20 protein-coding genes, 1 tRNA gene and 1 pseudogene are annotated in these 23,440 nt (G+C 42.6%); 14 read left to right on the top strand and 8 right to left on the bottom strand.

Annotation, left to right across the window (positions count from 1 at the left end):
* Window positions 1-27: 27 nt before the first annotated feature.
* Window positions 28-1,620 carry a pentapeptide repeat-containing protein gene (locus tag F6J90_RS33345; RefSeq protein ID WP_366513957.1) on the top strand — a complete coding sequence of 531 codons (1,593 nt, stop codon included), beginning with the start codon at window positions 28-30 and terminating at the stop codon, window positions 1,618-1,620.
* Window positions 1,621-1,701: 81 nt separating this feature from the next.
* Here the strand turns inward: F6J90_RS33345 and F6J90_RS33340 are convergent, their stop codons facing one another.
* Entirely contained in the window at window positions 1,702-1,854 is a 153-nt protein-coding gene (locus F6J90_RS33340) for a hypothetical protein (RefSeq protein ID WP_293103922.1), read from the bottom strand.
* Between the two features lie 57 nt (window positions 1,855-1,911).
* Between F6J90_RS33340 and F6J90_RS33335 the strand changes: the two genes are divergently transcribed.
* Complete coding sequence (locus F6J90_RS33335) at window positions 1,912-2,166, top strand: hypothetical protein (RefSeq protein WP_293103919.1); 255 nt, start codon at window positions 1,912-1,914, stop codon at window positions 2,164-2,166.
* Between the two features lie 7 nt (window positions 2,167-2,173).
* On the opposite strand, the gene F6J90_RS33330 is transcribed toward F6J90_RS33335, so the two are convergent.
* From F6J90_RS33330 to F6J90_RS33320, 3 genes are all read right to left on the bottom strand, one after another.
* Window positions 2,174-3,829, bottom strand: coding sequence for a trypsin-like peptidase domain-containing protein (locus F6J90_RS33330; RefSeq protein ID WP_293103916.1), 1,656 nt, complete (start codon window positions 3,827-3,829; stop codon window positions 2,174-2,176).
* A gap of 74 nt (window positions 3,830-3,903) precedes the next feature.
* A complete protein-coding gene (locus tag F6J90_RS33325) occupies window positions 3,904-4,815 on the bottom strand; it encodes a sialate O-acetylesterase (RefSeq protein ID WP_293103913.1) in 912 nt (303 codons plus the stop codon).
* A 48-nt stretch (window positions 4,816-4,863) separates the two neighbouring features.
* Window positions 4,864-5,775 carry a sialate O-acetylesterase gene (locus F6J90_RS33320; RefSeq protein WP_293103910.1) on the bottom strand — a complete coding sequence of 304 codons (912 nt, stop codon included), beginning with the start codon at window positions 5,773-5,775 and terminating at the stop codon, window positions 4,864-4,866.
* Window positions 5,776-5,796: 21 nt separating this feature from the next.
* Between F6J90_RS33320 and F6J90_RS33315 the strand changes: the two genes are divergently transcribed.
* Entirely contained in the window at window positions 5,797-5,922 is a 126-nt protein-coding gene (locus F6J90_RS33315; RefSeq protein ID WP_293103907.1) for a hypothetical protein, read from the top strand.
* A gap of 42 nt (window positions 5,923-5,964) precedes the next feature.
* Window positions 5,965-6,240, top strand: coding sequence for an HNH endonuclease (locus tag F6J90_RS33310; RefSeq protein ID WP_293103904.1), 276 nt, complete (start codon window positions 5,965-5,967; stop codon window positions 6,238-6,240).
* Here the strand turns inward: F6J90_RS33310 and F6J90_RS33305 are convergent.
* Together F6J90_RS33305 and F6J90_RS33300 are read right to left on the bottom strand one after the other, a co-directional pair.
* Entirely contained in the window at window positions 6,237-6,485 is a 249-nt protein-coding gene (locus tag F6J90_RS33305) for a hypothetical protein (protein WP_293103901.1), read from the bottom strand. The two genes, F6J90_RS33310 and F6J90_RS33305, sit on opposite strands and share 4 nt — an antisense overlap.
* A gap of 209 nt (window positions 6,486-6,694) precedes the next feature.
* Entirely contained in the window at window positions 6,695-7,111 is a 417-nt protein-coding gene (locus F6J90_RS33300) for a helix-turn-helix domain-containing protein (protein WP_293021371.1), read from the bottom strand.
* Window positions 7,112-7,819: 708 nt separating this feature from the next.
* Between F6J90_RS33300 and F6J90_RS33295 the strand changes: the two genes are divergently transcribed.
* Complete coding sequence (locus tag F6J90_RS33295; RefSeq protein ID WP_293103898.1) at window positions 7,820-9,163, top strand: lamin tail domain-containing protein; 1,344 nt, start codon at window positions 7,820-7,822, stop codon at window positions 9,161-9,163.
* A gap of 155 nt (window positions 9,164-9,318) precedes the next feature.
* On the opposite strand, the gene F6J90_RS33290 is transcribed toward F6J90_RS33295, so the two are convergent.
* Entirely contained in the window at window positions 9,319-10,587 is a 1,269-nt protein-coding gene (locus tag F6J90_RS33290; RefSeq protein ID WP_293103896.1) for a serine/threonine-protein kinase, read from the bottom strand.
* Between the two features lie 417 nt (window positions 10,588-11,004).
* On the opposite strand from F6J90_RS33290, the gene F6J90_RS33285 reads away from it, so the two are divergent.
* From F6J90_RS33285 to rlmN, 3 genes are all read left to right on the top strand, one after another.
* Complete coding sequence (locus F6J90_RS33285) at window positions 11,005-13,266, top strand: serine/threonine-protein kinase (protein WP_293103893.1); 2,262 nt, start codon at window positions 11,005-11,007, stop codon at window positions 13,264-13,266.
* 216 nt (window positions 13,267-13,482) lie between these two features.
* A tRNA-Asn gene (locus F6J90_RS33280) sits at window positions 13,483-13,554 on the top strand.
* A 368-nt stretch (window positions 13,555-13,922) separates the two neighbouring features.
* On the top strand, window positions 13,923-14,978 hold the full coding sequence (gene rlmN, locus F6J90_RS33275; RefSeq protein ID WP_293105271.1) for a 23S rRNA (adenine(2503)-C(2))-methyltransferase RlmN: 1,056 nt from the start codon (window positions 13,923-13,925) through the stop codon (window positions 14,976-14,978).
* 292 nt (window positions 14,979-15,270) lie between these two features.
* On the opposite strand, the gene F6J90_RS33270 is transcribed toward rlmN, so the two are convergent.
* A complete protein-coding gene (locus F6J90_RS33270; protein WP_293103890.1) occupies window positions 15,271-15,453 on the bottom strand; it encodes a replication restart DNA helicase PriA in 183 nt (60 codons plus the stop codon).
* Window positions 15,454-16,589: 1,136 nt separating this feature from the next.
* On the opposite strand from F6J90_RS33270, the gene F6J90_RS33265 reads away from it, so the two are divergent.
* The 6 genes and pseudogenes from F6J90_RS33265 (at window position 16,590) to F6J90_RS33240 (ending at window position 22,973) form a co-directional block, all read left to right on the top strand.
* On the top strand, window positions 16,590-17,783 hold the full coding sequence (locus tag F6J90_RS33265; protein ID WP_293103888.1) for a glycosyltransferase: 1,194 nt from the start codon (window positions 16,590-16,592) through the stop codon (window positions 17,781-17,783).
* Window positions 17,784-18,394: 611 nt separating this feature from the next.
* Window positions 18,395-18,676, top strand: a pseudogene (locus F6J90_RS33260) (hypothetical protein); the annotation flags it as partial.
* Window positions 18,677-19,026: 350 nt separating this feature from the next.
* A complete protein-coding gene (locus F6J90_RS33255; protein WP_293103885.1) occupies window positions 19,027-19,926 on the top strand; it encodes a sulfotransferase in 900 nt (299 codons plus the stop codon).
* Between the two features lie 118 nt (window positions 19,927-20,044).
* On the top strand, window positions 20,045-21,022 hold the full coding sequence (locus tag F6J90_RS33250; protein WP_293105268.1) for a glycosyltransferase family 10: 978 nt from the start codon (window positions 20,045-20,047) through the stop codon (window positions 21,020-21,022).
* Between the two features lie 6 nt (window positions 21,023-21,028).
* On the top strand, window positions 21,029-22,036 hold the full coding sequence (locus F6J90_RS33245; protein WP_293103882.1) for an Npun_R2821/Npun_R2822 family protein: 1,008 nt from the start codon (window positions 21,029-21,031) through the stop codon (window positions 22,034-22,036).
* Window positions 22,037-22,046: 10 nt separating this feature from the next.
* Window positions 22,047-22,973, top strand: a complete 927-nt coding sequence (locus F6J90_RS33240) for an Npun_R2821/Npun_R2822 family protein (RefSeq protein ID WP_293103879.1) — start codon at window positions 22,047-22,049, stop codon at window positions 22,971-22,973.
* Window positions 22,974-23,440: the final 467 nt, after the last annotated feature.

The raw sequence follows: 23,440 nt of genomic DNA, 5'->3' as shown, positions 1-23,440 counted from the left end.
GTCTCTCAGCGGGATTCAGCCTATGCCATGATAAATATTAATTTTTGTTATACTGTAATGAATGTCAGGGAAATTATCCAACAATATGCAGCAGGTGTAAGAGATTTTACGGCTGCTGATCTTACGGAACTTAACCTAAGCGGCGCTACTCTTAGTGGTGCCGACTTGAGTGAAGCTAACCTGAGTATAACTAACTTAAGTGGTGCTAACTTGAGCGGCACAAACCTTAGCCGAGCCAACTTAAACGTTGCTAGACTTAGCGGTGCCAATCTCTCCAAAGCCAAGTTAACACAAGCACAGCTCAATGTAGCAAATTTGATTCGGGCTGATTTAAGAGGTGCCCAACTGATTCAGGCATCACTGATTCGTGCTGAGATGGTTCGTGGTTCCCTAAGTGGAGCAAATCTAAGCGCAGCAAACCTCTCGGGTGCTGATTTACGAGAAGCCACCCTCAGACAAGCCAATCTCACCCGCGCTACCTTCAATGAAGCCAATCTAGCGGGGGCAACCTTTAGTCAAGCAAATTTGAAGGGAGCGCACTTAAACGGAACAAATCTGCACAAAGCCGATTTCAGTGGTAGCAATCTCAAAGGGGTTGAAATCAGACAAGGAAATCTCACCTGTGCCAATTTTAGGGGAGCTGATCTCAGTGGGGCAAATCTACGCTGGGCTGATTTAAGTGGAGCAAACCTCAGTTGGGCTGATCTGAGCAACGCTAAATTAAGTGGAGCTACCTTAGTTGGGGCTGATTTGAGCAATGCTAATTTAGTTAATACCAGTTTAGTACACGCTGATCTTAGTAAGGCAAGGCTGATTAAAGCCAATTGGATTGGAGCAGATTTGACTGGTGCTACCCTGACTGGGGCAAAACTATATGCTGTTTCCCGGTTTGGTCTCAAAACCGAAGGACTCATCTGTGAATGGGTTGACTTGAGTCCTGATGGTGATCAAAGTCAAATTATCCGTCTGTCTTCCGAAGCTGTCAAAACCTTTTTCAACGAGACCCTGCCAACGGTAAAAATTATCGTTGATACCCCGTTAGACCTCAAAGCGAATTTGGCTTTAGCCTCGATTTATAATCAGATAGCCAATGTTTCTGAAGTCCTCAATCAACCGCCCAGCATTGAGGTAGGTGTCCGCAGAACAACCATTACCTTTACAAGCAACAACGCTGACTTATTCATTATCGCTTACTTAGCAATTGTCCCCTTCAAAGATGGAGGTCCAACTCATCGCAATATTGTGACCCTATTAAATAGCCTACCCTCACGATCAATATACAGTTTAAGTAATCAAGACAAACAGCAAATACAGAAATTACTTACAAATATTGGCGAAGCTATTGAGCAGCTTAAACCAATTAAAACCGTTAAGTTAGCACCAGAAATAAAATCATCTGCTAACTTCTTTATTGCTCCGACTCAGACAATTATTACTAACTCTAGAGACTACTCATTAAGTATTTATTCTAATCAAGATTTTGGGAAGTATCTGATGAATCAATCAAGCTGGAGCGAGCAATCTGAAGACACTACAACACCATCAAGACCAGTATCAACCCTGCCTCCAGTGAGCCAAATTGTTGCATTTATTAAAGCCTGGGATTATTTGACCGGTTGATGCTGTAGACAACACCATTATCTATTATAGCAATTTTTTATAGCAATTATCAGCAACGTTTGAGCGACATTGCTTATCCTTTTAAGGCAATAGGCAATAGGCAATAGGCAATAGGCAATAGGCAATAGGCAATAGGCAATAGGCAATAGGCAATAGGCAATAGGCAATAGGCAATAGGCAATAGGCAATAGGCAATAGGCAATAGGCAATAGTCAAGAGGGTTTTGAGGGACATTGCTTATCCTTTTAAGGCAAAAGGCATGCATGGCTATTGGCAATAGTCAAGAGGGTTTTGAGGGAATCAGCGTCAAACAAGACTCTACTTCATAAGTGCGATCAACCCTATCAATTAACAGAAGCCAATTTTAACCAGATATCTAGCAATCCGTGTAGGAATTGTGATAATTTTTGTTCCCTACTCCCTGCTCCGAAGTCCCTGCTCCCTACTCCCTACTCCCTACTCCCTGCTCCCTGTTCCCTTTGCTATCAATTACTGCTTTCCCAGTGCGTTCGCGAAGCGTCGGCTTTGCCGAATCGCTTATCTTGAACTCAGGTTAATTAGACATTTCCTTTCTCCAAATTCTAATCTGCTGATCCCAACCACCACTAACTAGGGTTTGACTATCCTGGCTCAAAGCAACAGCCACAACATAGCCCGAATGACCATTTAAGGTGCTTTTCAACTGAGCGCTCCTCATATCCCACAACTTAATGGTCTTATCCCAACTACCGCTAATCAAGGTACTTCCATCTCTAGTCATCGTTACTGACCACACCCCATCTGTGTGACCCGTCAACGTTCTAGTCAGTTTACCAGTGTTAAGATTCCACAAGCGAATCGTGCCGTCTCCTCCACCACTGGCTAAGGTCTTCCCATCCAGACTAATCGCTACAGACGATACTGATCGAGAATGTCCCTTGAGGATACGCACTAACTTACCTGTAGCTAGATTCCACAGCCGAATAGTGGTATCTTGAGAACCACTGACTAAGGTTTTGCCATCAGGAGAGATTTCAACAGAATTCACCGAACCTAAATGTCCGGTAAGGGTATGCAACAGTTTACCCTTAGGCAGCTGCCAAATCTTAATAGTGTTGTCCCAGCTGCCACTAACTAAAGTTTTGCTATCTGCACTGAAAGCTAAAGTCGCCACTGTATCTTGATGTCCAGTCAGGGTAACTAACGGTTTACCCGTGTTAAGATTCCAGGTCTTGATCATACGGTCATCACCGCCACTGACTAAGGTTTGACCATCCGGACTAATCACCACAGCGTTCACTGCGCCACCGTGACCTCGCCAGGTACGAATTAATTGACCAGTGGATAGATTCCACAGGGAGATACTGCCATCACTATGACCACTAGCGGCCATCAATCCCTTTACTGATCTCCCTTGAGCAACGGTGCCAATCGCCACAGAACTCACTGAGCCAGTCCCTACTTTGAGAGTATTGGCCAACTTGTAGAAAACTGTTCCGGTCTTGGCAGACGCAGCTGTAGGAGAGACACCGACTTGAGGAGTCTGTACAGGAGTTGGCAGTTTCAGCTGAGAGCGCCAGGTTAAATAAGTGTCAATGCTAATCCCAGATGCCACAATTGTGTCAGAATCGCCCACTAATCTGACCATACCATTAATGCCAATTACCCGCCCCTGATAGTCTAATACCGGTCCACCACTCATCCCAACTCTCACCAAATTGGTATAACTTAGAGCATATCCCCTAGGAAGTTTAGAACCAGCATCGGTGAGCAGTCCTTCGCTATTAATAAACCGCCGTTGTTGAGAAGCACCTCCAGAACGGGGCCATCCAGCCACATAAACTCTTTGACCTGCACTGATTTGGTGGGAATTCCCTAACCTAGCAACTGGGTAGTTAGAGGTGCTAATGAAAGGTAAGATCGCTAAATCTACCCCTGGCATCCGTCTGATATAACGGGAGTCTACAGGATAACGATTGCCATCAGGGGTTTGAATCCTGTAGATGCCAGCTTTTTGTAGCACATGAGCACTAGTCAGGATATAATAGATATTTCCTTGGCGTTCAACAATTATCCCACTCCCACCCTGTTTTGGACCATCAATCCGGACAGTAATCTGTTGCGCAATACTTTTAGCAGCTGGTGTTGATATCACCACTGTGGGAATTGCGGCAATGATGGCGATGCTCCCCATTAAAAACGCTGGAACTGTTTTAGATAAGATGTTCATCAAGCTTGACCGGAATCAATGGCGACCTTTCCTCTAGTTTTCCCTGTCTTGATGCACCCTATTATCTTTGAGTATTATCTTTGAGTCAGTTTCCAAAATGCTTTAGCAAATCGTTTTCCAACAATCAAATAACTTTCGGTTGTCAAGTGGACATAGTCTTGTAAAGCCAAGTCATCTGTAGTAATCATCCTAGTAGCTGGTAACTGGACTGTTGCCTGTTGCGCTTTCACGGTTTCCCAGTTCGGGAGCGTTTCTGGATCAGTAGTAGTGCCAATTTGAGCAAAAACTACTGGTAAATCAGGTTTACCTAAGTCTTGACGGAAATCTTTTACCAAGGTAACAAATTTATCAGCCCACTGATTGGGGAAAAACGTTATATCTGAGTCTTGAGAAGGCTTTTGAGCATCTTTTTCCCCTTGAAAGAAAAGTATACCGGTGATTTCTCCCATCACAGAAGCAGCACCTACTCGCTTTAAGCAAGAGCCATAAAGAGTATCCTCACTCAGGCTTCTTTGCCACTGTTCAATGGCAGTGCCAGACTTGGCACAAGGAATCAAACCGATGATTAGCTCAGGATTGTATTTCAATAATTCAGTAGCAAACGCCATCCCCGGACCTACCCCAGCTGACTTATCTTCCGAGACTTTATCAACTTGTTTGGTTTGTGAATCAATCGGTTCCTTGGCTAGATGCCAGCGGTAATCGTTTCCAAACACAAAAACTCTGGGGTCAGTAACGGAACTAGCAGCTGTTAGCTTACCTGTTCCGGACATATTCGACTGTCCTGCCAAAATAAACAGGGACATCTTGCCTTCAAAATCTGAGGGAATTACATTGATTTCCTGAGACTCAGATTTCCGCTTAACTAAGAAGCGACTAATAATACCGTAGCGTCTGATCAACTTACCGACTGGATAATACTTCTGGAGAAGAATACCAATAAAAAGACCGATAGCTAGAACGAAAATAACTGTCCAGGTTTCCATTAATTAATTGATGCCATAATCCTCGACTAGTAAATTCCAAAGATGATGTCACTGATCAGTAAGTTTCCAAAATGCTTTAGCAAATCTTTTTCCAACAATCAAATAACTTTCCGTTGTCAAGTGGACATGGTCTTGCAAAACCAAGTCATCTGTGGTAATCATCCCAGTAGCTGGTAACTGGACTGTTTCCTGTTGCGCTTTCACGGTTTCCCAGTTCGGGAGCTTTTCTGGATCAGTAGTGGTGCCAATTTGAGCAAAAACTACTGGTAACTCAGGTTTCCCTAGGTCTTGACGGAAATCTTTTACCAACCTAACAAATTTATCAGCCCACTGATTAGGGAACAATCTTCGACTTGGGTAGGCTTGAGGATTAAGGGCATCACTTTCTCCCTGAAAGAATAGTAAACCTTTAATTTCTCCCATTAGTGAAGCTGCATAGGCTCGTTTTAAGCAAGAGCCATACAAGGTATCCTCACTTAGATGTCTTTGCCACTGTTGAATAGTAGAGTCCCATTTAGCACAGGGAATTAAACCAACAATCAGTTCAGGATTGTATTTGAGCAATTCAGTAGCAAATGCTATCCCTGGACTGACTCCAGCTGACTTATCTTCTGAGACGCGATCAACTTGTCCACTTGGTGAATCAATCGGTTCTTTGGCTAGATGCCAGCGGTAATCGTTTCCAAAGACAAAAACTCTGGGGTGAGTAACAGAACTGGCTGGTGTCACCTTACCACTTCCTGACATATTCGACTGTCCTGCCAAAATAAATAGGGACATCTTCCCTTGAAAATTTGCAGGAACTGGTTTGCTTTGATTATCCTTAATGGTGGAAGTGCTGAGGATACCGTAGCGTCTGAGCAACTGGTCTACTTGAGCATAATTTTGTAGTATAATACCTAAAAAAGCACCGATAACTATACCGATAACTAGATATAAAATTCTTGACCAAGCTTTCATGATATTTGATTTTTAATTGAGATGTCCAACACTGATAATTTTACGGTTATCCTAGTAATTAGGTACACAGGATTTTTTCCCTCTTGCCTCTTGCCTCTTGCCTCTTGCCTCTTGCCTCTTGCCTACTCCCTACTCCCTACTCCCTAGGACGAAAGTACCTCACCCAATTCAGAACTTTTATAATTATCAATGACTTGTGAACTTTGTGAAAGACATGTAGATCGATTGACAGTTCATCACCTGATACCGCGACAAAATACTAAGCGGAAAAAGATGAAACCTGGTCCAACGATTACGATTTGTACTGCTTGTCACCGACAAATACATGCTTTATTCCCAAATACTCGTTTAGCTCTGGAATTGAATACCTGTGAAGCCTTAAAAAATGACCCTCAGATGCAGAAGTTTTTAAGCTGGGTCAGAAAGCAAAAGCCTGATAAGCGGGTGAGGGTTCATCGTTCTTAAGCGTTCGCGTAGCGTGACCAAAGGTCAATCGCATAAGCGCGTTTGTATCTGGATTGTAAACACACGTATTCGATAAAAAGGCAAAAGGCAAAAGGCAAGAGGCAAAAGGCAAGAGGCAAAAGGCAAAAGGCAAAAGGCAAAAGGCAAAAGGCAACAGGCAAAAGGCAAAAGGCAAGAGGCAAGAGGCAAAAGGCAAGAGGCAAAAGGCAAGAGGCGAAAGGCAACAGGCAAAAGGCAACAGGCAAAAGGCAAAAGGCAAGAGGCGAAAGATATACGGAGTTTTATGGGACAGTAAAAAAATACCTCTTAGGTTTACATCTCAAATAAAAATGCAATACCTGTCCTTTTCGTGAAAAGGATAATCACAAATCCTGATTTTTACCCTTGGTCAATGTGATTTAAAGCTCACTGGTTCATGCTTTCAAGCTGCTTGTCACCCGGTGAGAGTCCTGGCTCAAATAACTTTAAAATCCGAGATAGTCTCAATCCAGACCCTTGCGCCACAATGTAGCGGATTATCAGGGCGATACATCACCCGACAGGGGCCATTGACTTCTACCGTATGACCGTAAATGTTTTTAGAGCCTCGTTTTACCGTAATCACTGGATTGCGTTCCCCGGTGTTGTGATTTTGGCGAATGACTTTCTGATTAACGTGGATTACAGCCTTCGTGTAATTTGTACGCTTTGACCAATTCCGCTTTGGTCCACGAGTGCCAGGGGTGACCACTGGCATGCCATCAAACAGAGGAATCACCCAAGTTCTACCGACCTTATAGGCCCCTTTGACTCTGCCCTTGCCCAGAAGGTAACGAACCCGAGTGGCAGAAACACCTAGTAATTCAGCGGCTTGTGCGGTAGAAATCATCATGGCGGTAAAACCATTGCTTTAACGATACTATTATTATAACCAGATTTTAAAGAAAATGCAAGGGGTTAGAAAAACTATTGCATTATCGCCACGGAGTAGCTTAAGTGGGTGGAATAGGTTAAGTGAGCTAAATAGGTGCTGTGGGCGCTTTGAAACTATTGCATTGTCGCCATCTTAAGGAGTATCGGGGGTCGGATGGGTGCAGTGGTATTAATAGGAGTAGTATCCTAAATACAAGTAATGGGTTTAGTGGGTGCTGTGAAACTATTGCATTGTCGCCACGAAGTAGTAGCAGTGGGTGTAGTGGGCTAAGAAAGTTTCATAGGTGATATGGGTGCTGTAAAACTATTGCATTGTCGCCACGAAGTAGTAGTAGTGGGTGTAGTGGGTTAAGAAAGTTTCATAGGTGATATGGGTGCTGTAAAACTATTGCATTGTCGCCATCTCAATGAGGATCGGGCGCGGGGAGATGGGGTAAATGGGGAGACGAAATTGATGTGTAGCCATATAAATTGGTATAACTACAAATCAAATTTGAGATTATACCCTGCTTCAGGAGCAATAAAAAAGTACCCTCAAGGGTGCTGTTTCCTGAAAATCCTTAGCCTAGGATAGATTTATTGACCGTTGACCGTTGACCGTATATCATTCAACTTGGCATAGATATCTTCAACAACCTTTACATAATTGGACTTAAACAATAGAGAAATGAGCGAAACCAATATTTATCAACAAATTTGGGAAAGTGACGAAAACCAATTCTCGGTTAGCACTCGCACTAGCTCCGGAGAATGGGAAGACGAAACTGCTGACATTCTATTAGATGAGCAGGTCAAAGCTAGCGGTCAACGTGAAATCGACTTAGCTACCCGACCCTTATTCTATAAAGTCAATGAAGACAAATTATTCGAGGAAACCCGCACCTATGTGAGTTTCCTTAAACTTTTAGATAACTACGCTATCCGCTCTGTTGACCCAGAAGTTACTCTCGAAAAAGAAGAACATGAGCAGTTAGATTTTCTTTCTTTGATTCTCTCTACCAAACCGATCCAGCTTGCCCGAAAGTATATTAACGAAGAGTTAGGTGAGACTCTTTCGGAGCAGCAATTTAGACTCAAGCTACAGCGAATCTGGTTTGAACTCTACACCAATTACTACAAGGGCAAATCAACTCACTTCGCTTCTGGCTTTGAGCATGTATTTGTTGGGGAAGGAAAATACAATATCCGCTCTGGAGATAAACGAGAAACCCTTGGCACCATTTCTGGTTATCACTCATGGGTAAAATTCTACCTTGATGAAAAAAATCAGCGAGTCAATTTTCTCGGCTACAAGTATGATTTACGAGGTAATGAAGGACCGAATAATCCCAACGTGGTCACGTTACAAATGACCCAAAACGTGACTGATATGCAAGGCAATGTGATTGCTCAATTATTCAAGAAGAAAGGGGGATTTTTTGTTGGACCAAGTCCTGAATGTGAAATCGCGCTCGCAACCGTTGCCTATTATGAAAGTGTCTATGGCAAAATTCGTGACAAGGGTCGAATTACTATCAATGATGCCACTTACGATTTAGTCCTCTACCGCAGTACCAATCCCAATGGTAGCCGTGGCGAGTTTATTCGTTCCTTCTTTCCCATCTTCCTGAGCAAGGATGGCACAAAAGAACCGGATCTGGATCGTCCAGTAGTTGTGCCAGTAGATGATATCATTAAGAATGATGGTCCTGTGATAATCGTAGCGGCATTACCTAATCCTGAAGGTTCCGATCAAGGGGGAAGGGAGTGGGTTGAGTTGAAGAATGTCACCAGTGAAGCCATTGACCTCACTGGCTGGGAGATGGCAGATAAACTAGGTCGTCCCCAACTCCTGAGTGGCATTCTCCAACCTAACGAAGTTAAGCGCTTCCCCATCACCCGTTTAACTCAATCAGACATGCACTTGAGCAATAAATCAGGATTGATCACATTACGCGATCGCTCCTCTAACCACATAGCAACAGTTAAATACTCTCGTGCTCGTTCTGGTCACATCTTCCAATTTAATTAGTCCAATTTAATTAGTCATCTCTATTGAGGTTAATCACTGCTATTTAGGTTAATCGTTAATTGTTAATTGTTAATTGTTAATTGTTAATTTTCAATTATCGATTTTCAATTAACGATTAACCCAGAATGATCAGTATTCAACCGGACAGGATCGGACTACTTATGTATAGAGCCATCAGGCATAGTTGCGCCCTTGAGGTTAATACGCTGGCGCTGAGCCCTCCTGATGTCAAAGTTAGCGCCCTTGAGGTTAGCCCCCCCCAGGTTAGCACCATCCAACCGAGTACTGTTTAGGTTAGCCCCCTCGAGGTTAGCTCCCCACAGGTTAGCCCCCCTGAGGTTAGCTCTCCACAGGTTAGCCCCCTCTAAGTTGGCACCACTCAGATTAGCCCCCTCCAGCTTAGCTTGCTTGAGGTTCTTATCTTGTAGGTTGATATTTGGGAGATTGCAGCCTGGGCATTCTCCACTGGTTAGCAATTGTCTGGCTGGACTGGTGAGCCAGGCATAGGTTATACCTGATGAAGAAGCAGCCACAAGGCTGAGGGTGGCAAGTTTTACTACTGCCTTTGTTGGTTGTATAGCCCGCAATAGTGTTTTTAGAGGAGTGACATCATTCACTACATCAATCGGCTTCAGGGCTTTTAGGGCAGTTGCGGCATCGGGATAGCGATGTTTGAGGTTAGGTGCCACCATTTTGTCGAGCCAATGAATAAACTGAGGATTTAGCTTGGGCAACAGTGCTTTGAAATTAATCCGATAATTCTCATCAACTAAGGTGTTGATTTGGCTAGATTTTGTCCCTGTCAGCAAGCAAATCAGAGTTGTCCCTAAGCTATACAGATCAGATGCTTTGGTCAATTGCCGATTAAACATCTGCTCTGGTGGCATAAACCCTACACTACCTTTAACAACGCTACTGAGGGTCACATCCCCACCTGCTATCCGGGCAAAACCGAAATCTACTAGATACACCTTCAAGTTACCCTGTCTATCAACCAAAATATTTTCTGGTTTAATATCTCGATGAATCACAGGAGGTTGCCGCCGTTGCAAGTAAACCAAGACTTCCAAAACAGCGATCGCAATTTGCTTAACTTCTTCTGGTGTCCAGTGGTAATCTTCAGCGAGGGAAGGTGCTGGTTTATATTCTTGGACTAAGCAAAATCCAGTGGGAGTGTCAAAAGAATCGATATAGCGAGGAATGCTAGGATGATTGAGCTGCTGCAGGAGTTTAATTTCTCGTTCATAAGTGTCGTATTCTGCCCAGCTAGTGCCTAATTGGGAAAACTGCAACTGCTTAATCACAACCGGTTGCTGAGTCTCCAGTTGTGTCGCCAGGTAGGTGACTCTACCCCCAGCGTGATTTTGTCCTAACTCTTGTTTAATTTCATAGCCCTGGGGGCTAAAGTCTAGATCCTTGCTCATAGTGCTAATTTCAACTTTCCATGTTTAAGAAGCGGATATGATGACCACCGAAGAACACACATCTAATATCTATCCTGGCATATAGTTTTTATACCCAGTTGCTTTCTGTTGTAGCAAATGAGGACAAAATCGGGAGAGGGAAGAGGGGTGAATAGTGGGAGCTTTGGGGTTGTCAACTATTGTCAGATCATCCCGCAACGGGAGCAACGCCTATCATTAAAATGGCTGATCACTGATAGCTGATTTAATATATCCGATTTAATATAGCTGATTTAATATAGCTGATTGCTTACATCCCATTTCCTACCGGGTGATGCTACAGCAAATCCAATTACTTCTGTAAACCACTAATTCCGGAAACACTGTTGGTTTCTTGAAAAAAACTAAATAGAAGTGATTCTGGTAGGAAAAAATTCTTTGAAAATTAATCCAAATCATGACCTATGGGGAAAGCTCCTCAACGGGCGTTATCAAATCATTGAATCTCTAAGTGCTGGGGCATTTGGCAAAACCTATATCGCAGAGGATACCCGACAACAGGGCCATCCCCGCTATGTGATTAAGTATCTTCAGCCCAAAAGCGATGATCCTCAAAAATGGCAATTTCTTAAGCGTCTCTGGCTCAATGAAGCTCAAACCTTGATCAAACTGGGTAGCCATAACCAAATTCCTCGTCTACTTGATTATTTTGAAGATCACCACGGATTTTACTTAGTTCAAAAGTTAATTATCGGAGAAACTCTTAGTACTGAACTGCCGATCAGCCAAAACAGTAATAAACGCTTTAGCGAAAACCAGTGCATTGAACTATTACAAGATGTTTTAGGCATCCTAGAATTTATTCACCGTCAAGGGATAATTCATAGAGACCTCAAACCCAATAACCTAATCAGACGAGGGTCAGACCGTAGGCTAGTTTTGATTGACTTTGGTGCTGCTGAGCTGATTAATTCAAAGCGAATCGAACCCCATCTGACCGAGTACCCATCCTCTGATCCATCCAAGACAATTCGTCCCTTCGCCTACATACCCCCAGAGCAACTTGCTGGTCAATCCTTTCCTAACAGTGACATTTATTCCCTAGGAATGATTGCGATTCACGCCCTCACAGGCATCACCCCAATGCAATTGGCTGACCCTGAGACTGGTGAGATTCATTGGCGAAAACATGTATCGGTTAGCGATCAAATGGCGTTTGTACTCAACCATATGGTGTCTTACAACAGCGAAGCACGCTATCAGTCAGCAACTGATGCCTTAATCGTACTTAAGACACTGATGTGTACTCAAAGTCCTCAGTTAAAAGTATCTATTGCTAAGTCTGACTCAGAACTGATAACGGAGCACTCACCACTCAGTATCAAGTTTAGTGACAATAACACTCTTGAATTAAACGTGCTGGATACTCAGTCTGACTCAGAACTGATAACGGAGCACTCACCACTCAGTATCAAGTTTAGTGACAATGACGCTTTTGAATTAGACGTGCTAGATACTCAGTCTGACTCAAGGGTTACCATTGAACACTCAGCACTGACTAGGGAGTCTAGCTCACAACAATTAAAACAGGCAACGCCTAAATCTGACTCAGGACTCAAAACTGAGCAGGAAACACTCAGGAATAAAAACTCAGTAATTAGTAATAAAGACTCAGTAATTAGCAATAAAGACTCAGTAATTAGTAATAAAGACTCAATAATTAGTAATAAAGACTCAGTAATTAGTAATAAAGACTCAGTAATTATTACTGATGAGCCGCCATTAGATTGGAAAGTGTATGTCCGTGAATTCGCCCTGTATAGCTGGCCAAAATTGCCACCTTTACTGAAAGGAATCGGAGTGGGAGCAGCAAGCTCCAATGCTATAGCCATTTTAATCGGACTTTATGCTTTACTGAATGCTTCTGCGTCTCGTTCTGAATTTGATATTCTACAAAAGGCAATCAAACACTATCAAGCCGGTGATTTGGAGGAAGCGATCGCACTAGCAGAATCGATTCCTAGCGATAGCCTGATCTATGAACAATCCCTAAATACGGTTCAACAGTGGCAGCAACAATGGCAAAGTGCTGAAGCTCTGTTTAAGGCTACAGAGCAAGCCTTTTATCAAGAACGATGGTCAGATGTGCTTGAGGGATACCATAAAATGCCCTCAATTGGCTATTGGCAAAAGAAGATGGAGCCATTAGTCAACAAGGCAAAACCTCGCCTTGAAGCAGAAGCCCAAGGGTTATTAAAGCAAGCCTACAAACAAGCATTAGCCCAAGACTTTAGCAATGCGATCGCACTACTCGAACAAATCCATCCAGAAACCCGCACCGGTGCTAAAGTCCAAGCAAAGCTGAAGGAATATCAGCAAAAGCAACAGATTCGAGCAGAGTACTTGTTACAAGAAGCCTATGAACAAGGAGGACAGGGTAACTTTATTAAAGCGCTAGTGTATTTGTCTCAAATCCCTAAAGAAACCCCCACCTACCAGAAAGCGAGAATCAAGATAGCTGAGTATTCCCGTAAGCAGCATTTAAAGGAAGAAGTGGAACGACAAGCTGCATTAGCCAGAGCAGTGTTAGAAAAACAAAGGCAATCAGGGTTTAACCAAAAACCGTTGCTCAACGTCAACGTTGAATCAAGCCGTTCTCCACTCAACCATGGGCTACAGTGGCAAGAAGTCAACCATTAGGATAATATTGTTGACTACTGACTGTTGACTACTGACTGGTGACTACTGACTGGCTCATAGTTAGCTGACTGTTTAATGTTAACTAATAATCGTTAACTGAAAAGGTACTCAAAACTCCCGACACAACAGTGATTTAAAAAAAATTTGCGAAAGTACTTGCCAGACTTTGTACTTTATGATTATAATAAGTAGATGTGATGAGCAATTGTTTGGCAATCCTCAGTAGCTCAGCGGTAGAGCGGTCGGCTGTTAACCGATTGGTCGCAAGTTCGAATCTTGCCTGGGGAGTTAATTAATAAGTTGAATTAATAAAACTAAATTAATAAAACTAAGACTGAAGCATGGGGCAATAGCGGCAGGCCAGTTAAGGAGGATCGCTGTCTAAATAAGAAGTAGCGATCGCCATGGTAGTTTAACTTATAGCGTTTATCGCAGTTATGAGGTACGGTTCTCAACCTCAAAGTCCCCCTTATTAAGGGGGATAATGGGGGATAATAGGTACCTTATGGGATATAGAATTGCTATAACGAGAATTCCTGTTAGAATTATTTGCTCTGATGAGATCCTGATATCCTATTTCCCCTAAAGCCCTTATGTGCCCAGATGTTTCTATCCCTCAACAAGACCTCAGTAGCAATGCTTCAAACTCCCAAACCATGACTAATGTGAGTGGGTCGGTCTCACCACTGGTAAACTCAATTCCGCCATTGTTAGGAGCTTCTTTAATAGAGTTAACCAGCTGGATACAACAACAGGGACAACCGGCTTATCGAGGGCGTCAGTTACACGGATGGATTTATCAAAAAGGAGTGCGATCGCTTTCTGAAATTTCTGTCTTTCCTAAACAGTGGCGTAACACCGTCGCCGATGTCCCCATTGGTCGGTCAACGTTACACTACCGCTTAGAAGCAAAGGATGGTACGGTAAAATACCTGCTCCAGTTATCAGATGGTCAAATTATTGAAACTGTGGGTATTCCCACACCAAAGCGTCTGACCGTTTGTGTGTCTTCCCAGGTCGGTTGTCCCATGGCTTGTGACTTCTGTGCTACTGGTAAAGGTGGATTCACTCGCAATCTGGCTCGCCATGAAATTGTCGATCAGGTTTTAACAGTAAGAGAAGATTTTCAGCAACGAGTCAGCAATGTAGTGTTTATGGGTATGGGAGAGCCCTTGCTGAATACCGAAGCTGTGGTAAGTGCAGTGAAGTCTCTTAATCAGGACCTGGGGATTGGAGCGCGATCGCTTACTATCTCAACAGTTGGTATTCCCGGTCGTATCCGCCAACTCGCTCAGCATCAACTACAAGTCACCCTTGCTGTCAGTCTACACGCCTCAAATCAGCAGCTACGGGAGCAACTGATTCCTAGTGCCAAGCACTATCCTCTCAAAGCACTATTAGATGAATGTCGAGACTATGTAAACTTAACAAGTCGCCGAGTGACCTTTGAATACATCCTTTTGGGTGGACTGAATGACTGTCGAGAATATGCTGTTGAGTTGGCTAAGAACCTGAGGGGTTTTCAGAGTCATGTCAATTTGATTCCCTACAACCCCATTAGTGAGGTAGATTACCAGCGCCCTAGTTACCGCAGGATTCAAGCCTTTGTTGAAGCTCTCAAGCAGCAACACATTGCTGTCAGTGTACGCCATTCCCGTGGTCTTGACAAAGACGCCGCTTGTGGACAACTTAGAGCATCTAGGAGTACTTAGAGGTAATGTTTTGTGGAAGTGAAAAAAAAACACAAGGGATGTTTTCCTGACCCTTGTGTTAAAAACCTACCCTTGTGAGTTCGGCGTTGCTGAATCTTCGAATGAATAGGAGTAGAGTGGGCATCCTGCCTGCCTTCGAATGAATAGGAATAGAGTGGGCATCCTGCCCGCCCGAAAATATATTGAAACTGGCAAGATGCCAGTTCCACGCAAGATGCCCATTCTACAAAACTCTTAAAATCATTCCCTTATTAAGCAACGCCGTGAGTTCGCCCCCTCACCCCCTCATTGCTTAAGCACTAGGAGCATAGATGCCAGGGGCATAAGCCTCAACCACCCTGCCAGTGCGAGAGCAGCTAATCATTAAATAATCACAGACGGGGCATTGAGTCTGGGTTAGGTGAGTGTTTTGACAATAAATCTTTTGAGCACTACTGCCACAATTAGGACAGTAAACTTTCTGTGTTATCTGCATGTTAAACCTTGTTTTATTCAGTCAGTTATTAAAAAATGACTGCCTCTAACAAGCACCGACCCTGGTTCAAGCATCTACTAGTACCGCTTTGGTAAATTCAAAATGAATTATTCAAAATTCAGATCCCGGTGCGTTTTCCGTAGGCGAATTAAATTCGCCACGGGTCGCACCGCGAGCTGATGATGTAAGCTTTTCGTTGGTTTTGAATGGTAGCTTTACTTTATTTGTGCCGTCTTGTACTAGTTAGATATGACCACTCAACTGATTAATCTGGAGGCAGCAATCGTTAATCTTTCCTTAACTATTGTATTTAAGTCTTAGTTTTTTGGTAATTAATTTAACAATACTTAGCAATAGTGTTTACATGTTTTAATATTTCGCACAAATTGGCACTCCAAAACTAGGTGATTTTTATTAAAAATAAGCTTCTATCCTATTGATCCCTAATTGATCCCTGATTATTTGATGTAATTTTTTATACAAAGAATTGATAATATCTACCGTAGACAAAACTAGTTTTATCAAAAAAGATGTGAGATATGATACCGTATTCGGTTGATTAATTATCATATCCGAGATCGGGTAATTGGATCGGGTAATTGGTCATTGGTAGTTGACGATTCTCGATCCATCTGTTAAATGGGTTAACCAATCCGTTGCCCCATCTTCAATAGCAGACACTAGCATAAGCATATGCGCTACAGATGGTGCTACTTGAGGTGCCGTCAGCCGTGAGCTAAAAGCTCACGCTACTTGAGGTGCCGTCAGCTTAAAATAAACCTCGTTCGCGTAGCATGCCCATCGCGCAAACAGGATAATTTAATAGTTCGAGATTAATGAGAATTGAAAGTCTGGGGATTTGCGAACAGCTTTGTGGCACAGGCTTCGACCCTGTGACCCATAGCGCATAAGCTGATACTTGAGGTGCTGATAGCTGAATGCTTACACACTAGCAATCGCCCTATTGCTGGAAATTAGAGATGTCCCGACGGGATGGTTTGATGAAAAGTAAGAGTCTTATCAGGGGATAGCTTGGTAAAATTTGGGCAGTATGGTGGTAGAGAGCTTAGGAAATAGACTACTTAAGTATTAATCACAAACAGAAGATATTATCAATTAACACTTCTAAACTAATAATGAATAAACACTATATCTTTTTTACCAGAAGTACTTTACCTCAACCCAATGCTGCCCACTTAGTTCATGATGTCAATTCCGCCAATGCTGCTGCTAACCTTGGTTATTCTACTGTTTTAGTCTATCTCCACCCCCCAGAGAAATCCCTGAATCCCTTAGACTGGGTTTATCCCTTTCGGCTCCAACAGCCACCGGAAAACGTGACCAAGTTTTACAGTATTCAGGATCAGCTCAAGGTGGCTCCCCTAGCTATGCCTTGGCCCATTGGTCACATCAAAGGCAAACTGACTAGCCCCAGCACAATCGTTTGTCGTTACTATTTTCCAATTCATATTTTTCCCCATACTCAAATCTTACACACGTTGGATTGGAATTTGGTTAAAACAGCCATCAAGCATGGTATACCAGTCATTTATGAGCGGGAACATTATAAAAAAAGTGACTATGATCAATCGATTGTCCAAAACCCACTTTTTCAAGTCGCAGTCACCGTGGCTGATAATATTCGGGAGGATATGATTCGTAGGGGTATGCCCCCAGAAAAGATTATCAAACTCCATAGTGGCTTCAATCAGTCTTTTTTAGTAAGACAACCAGAACAAGCCTCTGAATGGCGCAAAAAACTTTTGGTGGATAACCGCCAAAGGTTAGTGGTCTATTCAGGAGGACTCTATCGCTTCAAAGGGGTCAACTTATTAGTTGATGTTGCTAAGGAATTACCACAGATTCAATTTGTCTTTGCTGGTGGCAATGAATCTCAAGTACAGTCTTATCAGCAGCTAGCTAAAGAAAAACAAGCTAACAATGTTACCTTCTTAGGTTACATTCCCCACCAGCAGCTTCCCAGCTTACTCCAAGCTGCTGATGTTTTGGCTCATCCTCACTGTTCTGGTGAGGCGGCTAGCTTTACCTCTCCTCTGAAGCTCTTTGAGTATATGGCTTCAGGAACTCCGATTGTGGCAACGGAAATTCCCCCGTTGATGGAATTTAAATCGTCTAGTGCTATTGCTGGCTGGTGTGAACCGGATAACCCAGCTCAATTGACTCGTTGCCTCCAGCAGGTATTAGAAACGTATCCCAGAAACGTGAATGGTTATGCTGCTCAAATTGAGTGGGGGCGTCAGTTCTCTTGGGAAAATAGAATTGCCAAAATTATGAGCAATGTAGCAGAACCTATACATCCTATAATCTGAGGGGGTGACATGAGCCCTGAAAAGCTTACTATATAAGGCTTTGAGACCAATGATATTAGGCAAGATACAGTCCCAAATTGACCCTCCTTTGATTTAATGGCAAGCTCAAACCCTTATAACTACGTCCAATATCAGCCCAAAACAGCATGTATCTTTTTGTAACTTATGGGCTGAAATCATTACCCAGTAATGATTTCAGCTTGCATGTCGCCCCCCCAGTCCTATAATATCTGATTAATAGGGTGACGTTCAGGGTTAAGACTACATATGTTTAACTGTTTGGTAATAGGTTCCGGGCGCAGTGGCACTAGCATGGTAGCGGGTACACTCAGTGGTGCTGGGTATTTCATGGGAGACAGAATGATGTCATCTACAAGCATTAATAAAAAGGGCTACTTTGAGTCCAAGAATGTTGAGGCGATTAACGAAGATATATTAAGCCAAGTTGTCCCACCTCGACCAAGGGGAATTTTGGGAAATTTCTTTAAAGACCGACCGACTAGATACCAACGCTGGCTAGCTAGGGTGCCTGTAGGAAAAAGGATTCATTGTCCTGAGGACATAGCCCCTAGAATAGAAACCTTAACTGAGCGACACCTTTTTGCTTCAAAGACCCTAGATTTTGTTACACATTGCCAGCTTGGAAGCCGTTTCTCAATGATACCGTATTCCTGTGCGTATTTCGGCACCCCGCAGCGACGGCATCAAGCATTATGAAGGTACATAGCAAGCATAAATACTTATACAGTCTTGCTATGAATTTTGAGCGAGCGGTAGAAATCTGGACACTAATGTATCAACATATTATTCAAACTCACTCTAACGAAGGCAAATGGTTATTTGTAGACTACGACCAAGTGTTGTCAGATCAAGGACTTGACCGCATTGAATAATTTATTGATGGCAAAGTAGACCGTAGTTTTCCTGACAAATCTTTAGGTAGTGTTGAGGCAAATCAGCCAGTATCCGCCAAAGCTCGTGAAATTTATTCAGAGTTGTGTAGAAGAGCTAACTATCAAGAGTTAACACCAGAGGTTTCGATTGCGATCGCTAACCTTGAGCAACTCCGATAGCAATCCGATTTGACTTGTTAAAGACTGGAAGAGGCCAACAGAGGGGACAGGGGGAACAGGGGGAAGACTCTCCCCCTCACCTGATCATTTCATGTCTAACCTAAGGACTTTATTCAACACCTTCTAGGATCACTTTCTCAAGGATCAGTTAACTAGATAGACTCATGACAATGCCCAACTTTTTAATCATAGGTGCAGCTAAGGCTGGAACTACCTCAATTTATCGATATCTAAAGCAGCATCCGCAAATCTACATGAGTCCTTCCAAGGAACCTAGGTTTTTTGCTTTTGAAGGGGAAAATTTAGATTTCCGTGGGTTGGGAGATGAAAAAGAAGCTGATTTCATTGTCACTAATATTGACGCCTATCGTCAACTATTTAAAAAGGTAACTAATCAAGTAGCTATTGGTGAAGCATCTACAAGTTATCTCTACATTGCGAAATCTGTTGAACGCATAAAGTACTACATTCCTAAGGCAAAACTGATCGCAATTCTTCGAGGTCCAGCAGAAAGAGCCTATTCCAACTATTTACATTTAATTAAGCAAGAGCGCGAACCATTAACCGATTTTGCTGAGGCTCTTGCCCAAGAAGAGGAGCGGATCCAAAATAACTGGTGGTCTTTCTGGCACTATAAAAAACGGGGCCTTTACTATGTCCAACTGAAGCGTTATTTTGATGCGTTTGACAAAAGCCAGATTAAGGTTTATATATACGAAGATTTGAATAATAATCCTCTAGGTATGCTGCAAGATATGTTTGGTTTTTTGGAGATAGACGATACCTTTACCCCAGATATATCTGAAAAAGTTAGGCAAGCTGCTCCCATTCCCAAGAACAAAGCGTTGGAATCATTTTTGAGCCAACCGCACCCAGTTAAATCAATTCTAAGTCCATTGCTTCCTACTGGCCTCAGGGATAAACTAGTTAATAAGATTAGATATTTAAATCGTGGTAAACCTAAGTTATCACCAGCAGTGCGGAAGCAATTGATTGAATTCTATCGCGAGGATATCCTCCAGCTTCAAGATTTGATTGGTCGGGATCTTTCCCAATGGCTAAAGTGTTGAAAATTAAGTGAAGCAGTAAGTTGACAATTAAGTTAAGTAAGTTAAGCTTAAACTAAGCTGATCAAATTATTATCAACTTCAACTTGATGAGTTAGGGAATTAAGCTATGTCCAAAACTATGGACAAAAAAGTTATCGGTATGATAAGTAGCTATAAGGCACTGAAACCCAGTCCTGTTGATTGGCTATGGAAGCAAACCCCTAGTCCTTTGGGGGTTTGGAAAAATATTCAAATGATAGCTACTGCACCTCAACCGGATTTTTTACTACTATACAACTTTAACGAATTTTCTGACATCGAACCACGATTACCCAAATTTGGCAATTTTTTTGGGCTAGCTCATAAGCCCGCTGATCCGAAGGTCGCAGATCTCAAGACTCTCTTGCGGGGAGTGCCGAAAGAACGGATTATTTCTGTGGTACGGGAACCTCCCTTTCCAGAACGGGAAGAGTTCCGAATTAATGAATATAAACAAGCTCAGGAATACTGTGGCTATGTATGTGGTCCTGATGATTTTGCGCCAATTCCTGACTATATGCCTGCTATTTCATACCACAACAATTCGTTTCGTGAATTGAATGAAATGGGACCGCCTGAAAAAGCTCGTTCCTGTTGTTGGATTACCTCCGGTATTGCTCGTACGGCTAATCATCGTCAGCGTTTGGGGTTTTTGAGGCTGTTGAGGGACAGTGATCTAGAATTTGACGTGTATGGAAGGGATTTGCCAGACTGGGTAAACGGATACGGAAAAGTAGGGAATAAGTGGAATGCGATGGCTCCTTATTACTACAACCTGGCGATTGAGAACTATGCTGGTAATGATTGGTATGTGAGTGAAAAGTTGTGGGATGCTTTATTAGCCTGGTGTTTACCCATCTACTATGGTGGTCCTGCTGCTGATAAATTATTGCCTCCAGGAAGCTTCTTGAGACTGCCAAGTGAGGATGAAAAGGGCTTAGCTTACATTCAGGAGGTGACGGCTACACTGGATGCATGGCATGAGGCTCTAGATGCGATCGCAGAAGCACGTCAAATCATTTTACATGAGTTGAATTTACTCAACTTCTTGTCTAAGGTAGTGGAAAAACTGGAGTAAGTATAGATGAGCACAGGAATTTATACATTGGCTAATGATGTGGTTTACAACCAACTGGTAGCACTGCTCAATAGCATAGAGGTTAATGCTGGGAAAGAGACTCCAGTTTGTGTAATTGCCTACAATGATCAGTTAGACAACGTCCGTCAAGAAATTGCCACCCGAGATAATGTAACCTTGCTGGATAATCCAGAACTATTTGCCCGTTGGGAAGAGTTTTCCTACCATGTCTGGAAAACTCACCCTGATGCTTTACAAGAATGGCAGGAAAAAGGCATTAAGACGAAATTCTATCGGGTTGGTGAAAATCATCGTTACTGTGCCTTTGATCCAGAGAGTCCATTTGAAAAATTTATCTATCTCGATGCTGACACTCTGGTGATGAATTCGTTAGATTTCGTCTTTAAGCAGTTAGATGAGAGTGATTTTGTGGTTTATGACTTTCAGTATAAAGACCCAGCACATATTTTTAACGTAGCCTCACCGAAGTTACTGGAAATATTCGATCAATCCCAGATTAATTCAGAAATTTTCTGTTCGGGATTTTATGGGGCTAAGCGGGGATTATTTCCTGAAGAGCAGCGAGAATGGTTAGTTTCTCAGTTAGCTAATGGGGAAGCAGAGGTTCTGTATAAGCAAGCGCCTAACCAATCTGTACTCAACTACATGAGGATGAGGTCTGGGTTATCGATCCATAATTTTGCTCTGAGTTTTCCTAAAGATAAAAGAACAGGCAATTCCGTAACATCTCCTCACTTTGAAATTCGGGATAATCTACTTTATGATCATGGGAATCGGCTGACTTATCTTCATTACATTGGAATCAAATCAAAAGTTTTCAATAAACTGTGTGCTGGGGAGAATATCGACTTTCCCTACCGGGATATTTTCTTACATTATCGATATTATCATCAACCAGAGAAACGTCCTCAGTTTACCACTAAAGCTAAACCTTACAACCAGCCTCCTAGTTTAACCACTAAAGTATTCAAGAAGTTAGGATTCACTCGTTGAGGCAGATTTTATGAATCGTGGAATTTACATCACTGCTAATGACCGGGTGATTGAGCAGTCTATTGCGTTACTAAATAGTATCCGCTGTTACGATACCGATACCCCAATTGTTTTGATTCCCTATGATGACAATTATCAAAACGTCGCCCAAATTCTCCAAGAGTCCTATGGGGTAGAGATTTATCCAGATTTGGCGTTTATCGAACGCCTGTCTACTAAGCTACACGAAATTTTCGGGGAGGGATTTTTTGCGAGACCGAATCAGTTCCGCAAACAGGCTTGCTGGTTTGGAAGCTTTGATGAATTTATTTATATCGATACCGATATCGTTGTTTTTGAGAAGATAGCGGATACTCTTGACTACTTAGTTGACTATGATTTTATTTGCTGTGATTACCAGCATGTTGGGGGAATTGCCAATGTTTTTACCCCCAAAGTTATTGAAGATCAGATTTTTAGTGAAGCCGAACTGAAGGATATCTTTAATGGGGGGTTTTGGGGAGCCAAGAAAAATAAGATTAGTGAAGAAACCTTATATGAAACCTTTGCTGAGTGTGCGGCTCATCCCGAGTACTTTGACTTTTCCCAGAAAACCTCCGATCAGCCGATTATCAACTATATGATCTTGAAGCAGATGCACCACCGATTTAATATTGTGCGTAGACCGGGGGGAGCTCCAGGAAATTGGGCAGGTAGTAAACAATTCCAAACCCAAGGAGTACGACTTATTGACCCAAATGTGAATCAACCCCTACAATATCTACACTGGGCTGGTATTCGTATTCAGCCTGGTTGTCCTTACTGGGATATCTGGAAACATTACCGCTATTTGAATGAACCTATGCCAGAGGATGAGTCTTTGCAGACTAAAACTCAGAAGAGCTTATGGCAACAAATTACACAAATCACTGAAACAATAAAACGGATCTCGTCCTAAAAGGGTTACAAAAACGGTTAATGGAATAGTGTCAGATGTCAGTTTGATGGTAAGCGACTCACAACTTCCTCTGTAAGGTCCGATGCCGGAGGAGCAGAAGATGTTGAGTCCGTGCCGATTGAACTTAAATCTGAAGATAAATAGAGTACTAAGGTGAAGGTGATAGCTAAGATAAGTTTTTCCAACATTTTACACTCCTCTAGTCGCAACGTCATCTAGTAGTAACGTTATTAAGTAGTTACCCCTATCTTCAGTATCCTGAATTTTTCTTAGATCGTCGGTGATCCTACGGTAATAGGGGTTGTGACAATTGTCATAACGTTAGGTGACGTAAATCATCGACAAAAAGTTTCTTTTGTGCGAATAAAAATAGCTAGGGAGTTGATTGAGTCAGAGATGGGGTGATGGGGTGATCAGGTAATCGGGTGATGGGGTGAAGTTAATTGAAGTTATTTCAAGTACGGCGA

Source organism: Moorena sp. SIOASIH (assembly GCF_010671925.1).
Taxonomy (GTDB): Bacteria; Cyanobacteriota; Cyanobacteriia; order Cyanobacteriales; family Coleofasciculaceae; genus Moorena.
Note: the sequence above shows the minus strand (reverse complement) of the source record. Positions and strands in the feature narration are given on the sequence as shown.